Source organism: Dietzia sp. NPDC055877 (assembly GCF_053615975.1).
On record NZ_JBSHCV010000038.1, the window covers coordinates 1 to 4,264 of the forward strand.

General features: G+C 57.1%; 4 protein-coding genes and 1 pseudogene. 1 reads left to right on the forward strand and 4 read right to left on the reverse strand.

Going from position 1 to position 4,264, the window contains the following annotated elements; all coding sequences use genetic code 11:
- Window positions 1-499: 499 nt before the first annotated feature.
- The 4 genes from ACWGLC_RS17680 to ACWGLC_RS17695 all read right to left on the reverse strand — a co-directional run bounded on the left by ACWGLC_RS17680 (window position 500) and on the right by ACWGLC_RS17695 (window position 3,308).
- Window positions 500-1,000 carry a GNAT family N-acetyltransferase gene (locus ACWGLC_RS17680; RefSeq protein WP_000376623.1) on the reverse strand — a complete coding sequence of 167 codons (501 nt, stop codon included), beginning with the start codon at window positions 998-1,000 and terminating at the stop codon, window positions 500-502.
- A gap of 127 nt (window positions 1,001-1,127) precedes the next feature.
- Entirely contained in the window at window positions 1,128-1,967 is an 840-nt protein-coding gene (gene sul1, locus ACWGLC_RS17685) for a sulfonamide-resistant dihydropteroate synthase Sul1 (RefSeq protein ID WP_000259031.1), read from the reverse strand.
- Entirely contained in the window at window positions 1,961-2,308 is a 348-nt protein-coding gene (locus tag ACWGLC_RS17690; protein ID WP_000679427.1) for a quaternary ammonium compound efflux SMR transporter QacE delta 1, read from the reverse strand. Before ACWGLC_RS17690 ends, sul1 begins: the two co-directional genes overlap by 7 nt.
- Before the next feature lie 163 nt (window positions 2,309-2,471).
- Window positions 2,472-3,308 carry an ANT(3'')-Ia family aminoglycoside nucleotidyltransferase AadA9 gene (locus ACWGLC_RS17695; protein ID WP_010991842.1) on the reverse strand — a complete coding sequence of 279 codons (837 nt, stop codon included), beginning with the start codon at window positions 3,306-3,308 and terminating at the stop codon, window positions 2,472-2,474.
- 145 nt (window positions 3,309-3,453) lie between these two features.
- Between ACWGLC_RS17695 and intI1 the strand changes: the two are divergent.
- Window positions 3,454-4,209 (forward strand): annotated as a pseudogene (gene intI1, locus ACWGLC_RS17700) (class 1 integron integrase IntI1); the annotation flags it as partial.
- Window positions 4,210-4,264: the final 55 nt, after the last annotated feature.

Genomic DNA, 4,264 nt, shown 5'->3' on the forward strand with positions numbered 1-4,264 from the left:
TCCGTCCAATCTCCGCCAAGCATGCTCAAGCTTCACGATTTTTGCAACAGAGCCCACACGAGTATTGAGCATAGTCGAGATTGGTGCAGATCACTTCTGATATTGAACTGTCAGGAGCTGGCTGCACAACAGCCATTACGCCCAATCAACTGGTGCAGTCGTCTTCTGAAAATGACATTTGGTATCTCTCATAAACGGATGTTTTTGAGAGAACTATCTTCGGCCTTCACACGCACGAAAGGCGGCGAAGCTCCGCCGTTAATCCGTCCGCCGGAGATCTCGCCCAGGCAGGCTGAAGGCCGAGCAAGCCTGACAGGCCCGAAAAGCCCGGCACGGGCGTCGGCGGCGATGACGGCGGCGGCATTATCCAGGGTTGATGATGGAAGTGGAGGATATCGACAACCTCTCGCGCAACCAAGACATCGCGGTCGGACTGCAAGTGATCTTGAAGCCACGGGCCCGTCCCACCCCGACATGGACCTCGATGCCCGAACGGACGTTAGATTTCGAGTTCTAGGCGTTCTGCGATGAAGGTTGGATCCCAGCCGGGATTGAAAGTGTCGACGTGGGTGAATCCGAGCCGCTCGTATAGGCCACGCAGGTTCGGGTGGCAGTCGAGCCGCAGCTTGGCGCACCCCTGCGTTCGCGCGGCATGGCGGCAAGCCTCGATCAGCGCGGAGCTGACACCCCGGCCCGCATGTGTCCGTCGCACCGCGAGCTTGTGCAGATATGCGGCCTCCCCCTTGAGGGCGTCGGGCCAGAACTCGGGATCCTCGGCCGACAAGGTGCAACAGCCGACGATGCCGTCGCTGCAACTCGCGACTAGGAGCTCGGATCTCAGGACGAAGGTCTCCGCGAATGTCCGGTCGATCCGCGCGACGTCCCAGGCGGGCGTTCCCTTGGCGGACATCCACGCCGCAGCGTCGTGCATCAGCCGCACAACCTCGTCGATATCACCCGAGCAGGCGACCCGAACGTTCGGAGGCTCCTCGCTGTCCATTCGCTCCCCTGGCGCGGTATGAACCGCCGCCTCATAGTGCAGTTTGATCCTGACGAGCCCAGCATGTCTGCGCCCACCTTCGCGGAACCTGACCAGGGTCCGCTAGCGGGCGGCCGGAAGGTGAATGCTAGGCATGATCTAACCCTCGGTCTCTGGCGTCGCGACTGCGAAATTTCGCGAGGGTTTCCGAGAAGGTGATTGCGCTTCGCAGATCTCCAGGCGCGTGGGTGCGGACGTAGTCAGCGCCATTGCCGATCGCGTGAAGTTCCGCCGCAAGGCTCGCTGGACCCAGATCCTTTACAGGAAGGCCAACGGTGGCGCCCAAGAAGGATTTCCGCGACACCGAGACCAATAGCGGAAGCCCCAACGCCGACTTCAGCTTTTGAAGGTTCGACAGCACGTGCAGCGATGTTTCCGGTGCGGGGCTCAAGAAAAATCCCATCCCCGGATCGAGGATGAGCCGGTCGGCAGCGACCCCGCTCCGTCGCAAGGCGGAAACCCGCGCCTCGAAGAACCGCACAATCTCGTCGAGCGCGTCTTCGGGTCGAAGGTGACCGGTGCGGGTGGCGATGCCATCCCGCTGCGCTGAGTGCATAACCACCAGCCTGCAGTCCGCCTCAGCAATATCGGGATAGAGCGCAGGGTCAGGAAATCCTTGGATATCGTTCAGGTAGCCCACGCCGCGCTTGAGCGCATAGCGCTGGGTTTCCGGTTGGAAGCTGTCGATTGAAACACGGTGCATCTGATCGGACAGGGCGTCTAAGAGCGGCGCAATACGTCTGATCTCATCGGCCGGCGATACAGGCCTCGCGTCCGGATGGCTGGCGGCCGGTCCGACATCCACGACGTCTGATCCGACTCGCAGCATTTCGATCGCCGCGGTGACAGCGCCGGCGGGGTCTAGCCGCCGGCTCTCATCGAAGAAGGAGTCCTCGGTGAGATTCAGAATGCCGAACACCGTCACCATGGCGTCGGCCTCCGCAGCGACTTCCACGATGGGGATCGGGCGAGCAAAAAGGCAGCAATTATGAGCCCCATACCTACAAAGCCCCACGCATCAAGCTTTTGCCCATGAAGCAACCAGGCAATGGCTGTAATTATGACGACGCCGAGTCCCGACCAGACTGCATAAGCAACACCGACAGGGATGGATTTCAGAACCAGAGAAAGAAAATAAAATGCGATGCCATAACCGATTATGACAACGGCGGAAGGGGCAAGCTTAGTAAAGCCCTCGCTAGATTTTAATGCGGATGTTGCGATTACTTCGCCAACTATTGCGATAACAAGAAAAAGCCAGCCTTTCATGATATATCTCCCAATTTGTGTAGGGCTTATTATGCACGCTTAAAAATAATAAAAGCAGACTTGACCTGATAGTTTGGCTGTGAGCAATTATGTGCTTAGTGCATCTAACGCCTGAATTAAGCCGAGCCGCGAAGCGGCTTCGGCTTAAATGAATAGTTAGACGTTAGACGTTCTTGGCGCCATCGCAAATATGCGAAGTTTGAGATTTTCGCTTTTCGAGCAAATCAGCGACCGCAGACTTTGCATAGCCAATGAACGCCGAAGTCTCATCTGCACGCAAAGCAAGACTATCCTTGCAAAGCCCAAGATAGGCTTGCCGCGCCTCAACCAGTATTGGCTTATGCTCAGCTGGCAAGCGCTCTAAAACCCATTCGGCGGCCACATCCTTGGGGACGATTCCTCCAGTTTCAGTGCTATACCAGATCCGAGCTAACGTGAGTACGATGTTCCGCTCCTCATTTTCCCAATCCTCATGAGTATTCCACAGCTTAAGGGTATCGGAAAGCACCTGGAGAAAGTCATGCTCTGGCACCGGCATGAAGACTTTTTGAGCCACTGGACCTACTAAAGCGATGCTGTGTTGCCTAGCTTTCGTTATTAGAATTGCAAGGTCGGCGTCCAAGGCGGCTGGCTCGAAGACACCTTCAAGAATATCCTCCCGCAGCCACTCCCCGAACTGCAGTTCTCGTCGTGCCGGATAACGCCAAGGCACTACTTCGTTGCATGCAACAACAGTTACCTCTAGCGGCCGGAGTATTGAGCTTTCGCATGGTGGTGCCGAGATATTCAAGAAATCGAGCATCAGGGAGCGTCTGGTAGCTTCATCCAAGCGTGCATCCACGGTAACCAGCAGATCAATGTCGCTATATGGTTTGAGGCCACCATCAATTGCAGAACCATACAAGTGTATGGCTTTCAGCGTTGATGCCAAATGGCGTTTAATTACATCGCGTGCCTGTGAAAGCTGTCTTGAGATTCCGGTGTGTATAGAGTTGCTCATCATGTCTAACTTTGTTTTAGGGCGACTGCCCTGCTGCGTAACATCGTTGCTGCTCCATAACATCAAACATCGACCCACGGCGTAACGCGCTTGCTGCTTGGATGCCCGAGGCATAGACTGTACAAAAAAACAGTCATAACAAGCCATGAAAACCAGCACTGCACCGTTACCACCGCTGCGTTCGGTCAAGGTTCTGGACCAGTTGCGTGAGCGCATACGCTACTTGCATTATAGCTTACGAACCGAACAGGCTTATGTCCACTGGGTTCGTGCCTTCATCCGTTTCCACGGTGTGCGTCACCCGGCAACCTTGGGCAGCAGCGAAGTCGAGGCATTTCTGTCCTGGCTGGCGAACGAGCGCAAGGTTTCGGTCTCCACGCATCGTCAGGCATTGGCGGCCTTGCTGTTCTTCTACGGCAAGGTGCTGTGCACGGATCTGCCCTGGCTTCAGGAGATCGGAAGACCTCGGCCGTCGCGGCGCTTGCCGGTGGTGCTGACCCCGGATGAAGTGGTTCGCATCCTCGGTTTTCTGGAAGGCGAGCATCGTTTGTTCGCCCAGCTTCTGTATGGAACGGGCATGCGGATCAGTGAGGGTTTGCAACTGCGGGTCAAGGATCTGGATTTCGATCACGGCACGATCATCGTGCGGGAGGGCAAGGGCTCCAAGGATCGGGCCTTGATGTTACCCGAGAGCTTGGCACCCAGCCTGCGCGAGCAGCTGTCGCGTGCACGGGCATGGTGGCTGAAGGACCAGGCCGAGGGCCGCAGCGGCGTTGCGCTTCCCGACGCCCTTGAGCGGAAGTATCCGCGCGCCGGGCATTCCTGGCCGTGGTTCTGGGTTTTTGCGCAGCACACGCATTCGACCGATCCACGGAGCGGTGTCGTGCGTCGCCATCACATGGGCTCTGTTGCAAAGATTGGCGGCAGTCAGAGGTAGGCTGTCGCTCTGCGCCGAT

What these genes read in the sequence shown, in the direction of transcription:
- ACWGLC_RS17680 (WP_000376623.1), bottom strand. Translation starts at nt 1,000, where the DNA reads ATGGACAGCGAGGAGCCTCCGAACGTTCGGGTCGCCTGCTCGGGTGAT.
- sul1 (WP_000259031.1), bottom strand. Translation starts at nt 1,967, where the DNA reads ATGGTGACGGTGTTCGGCATTCTGAATCTCACCGAGGACTCCTTCTTC.
- ACWGLC_RS17690 (WP_000679427.1), bottom strand. Translation starts at nt 2,308, where the DNA reads ATGAAAGGCTGGCTTTTTCTTGTTATCGCAATAGTTGGCGAAGTAATC.
- ACWGLC_RS17695 (WP_010991842.1), bottom strand. Translation starts at nt 3,308, where the DNA reads ATGAGCAACTCTATACACACCGGAATCTCAAGACAGCTTTCACAGGCA.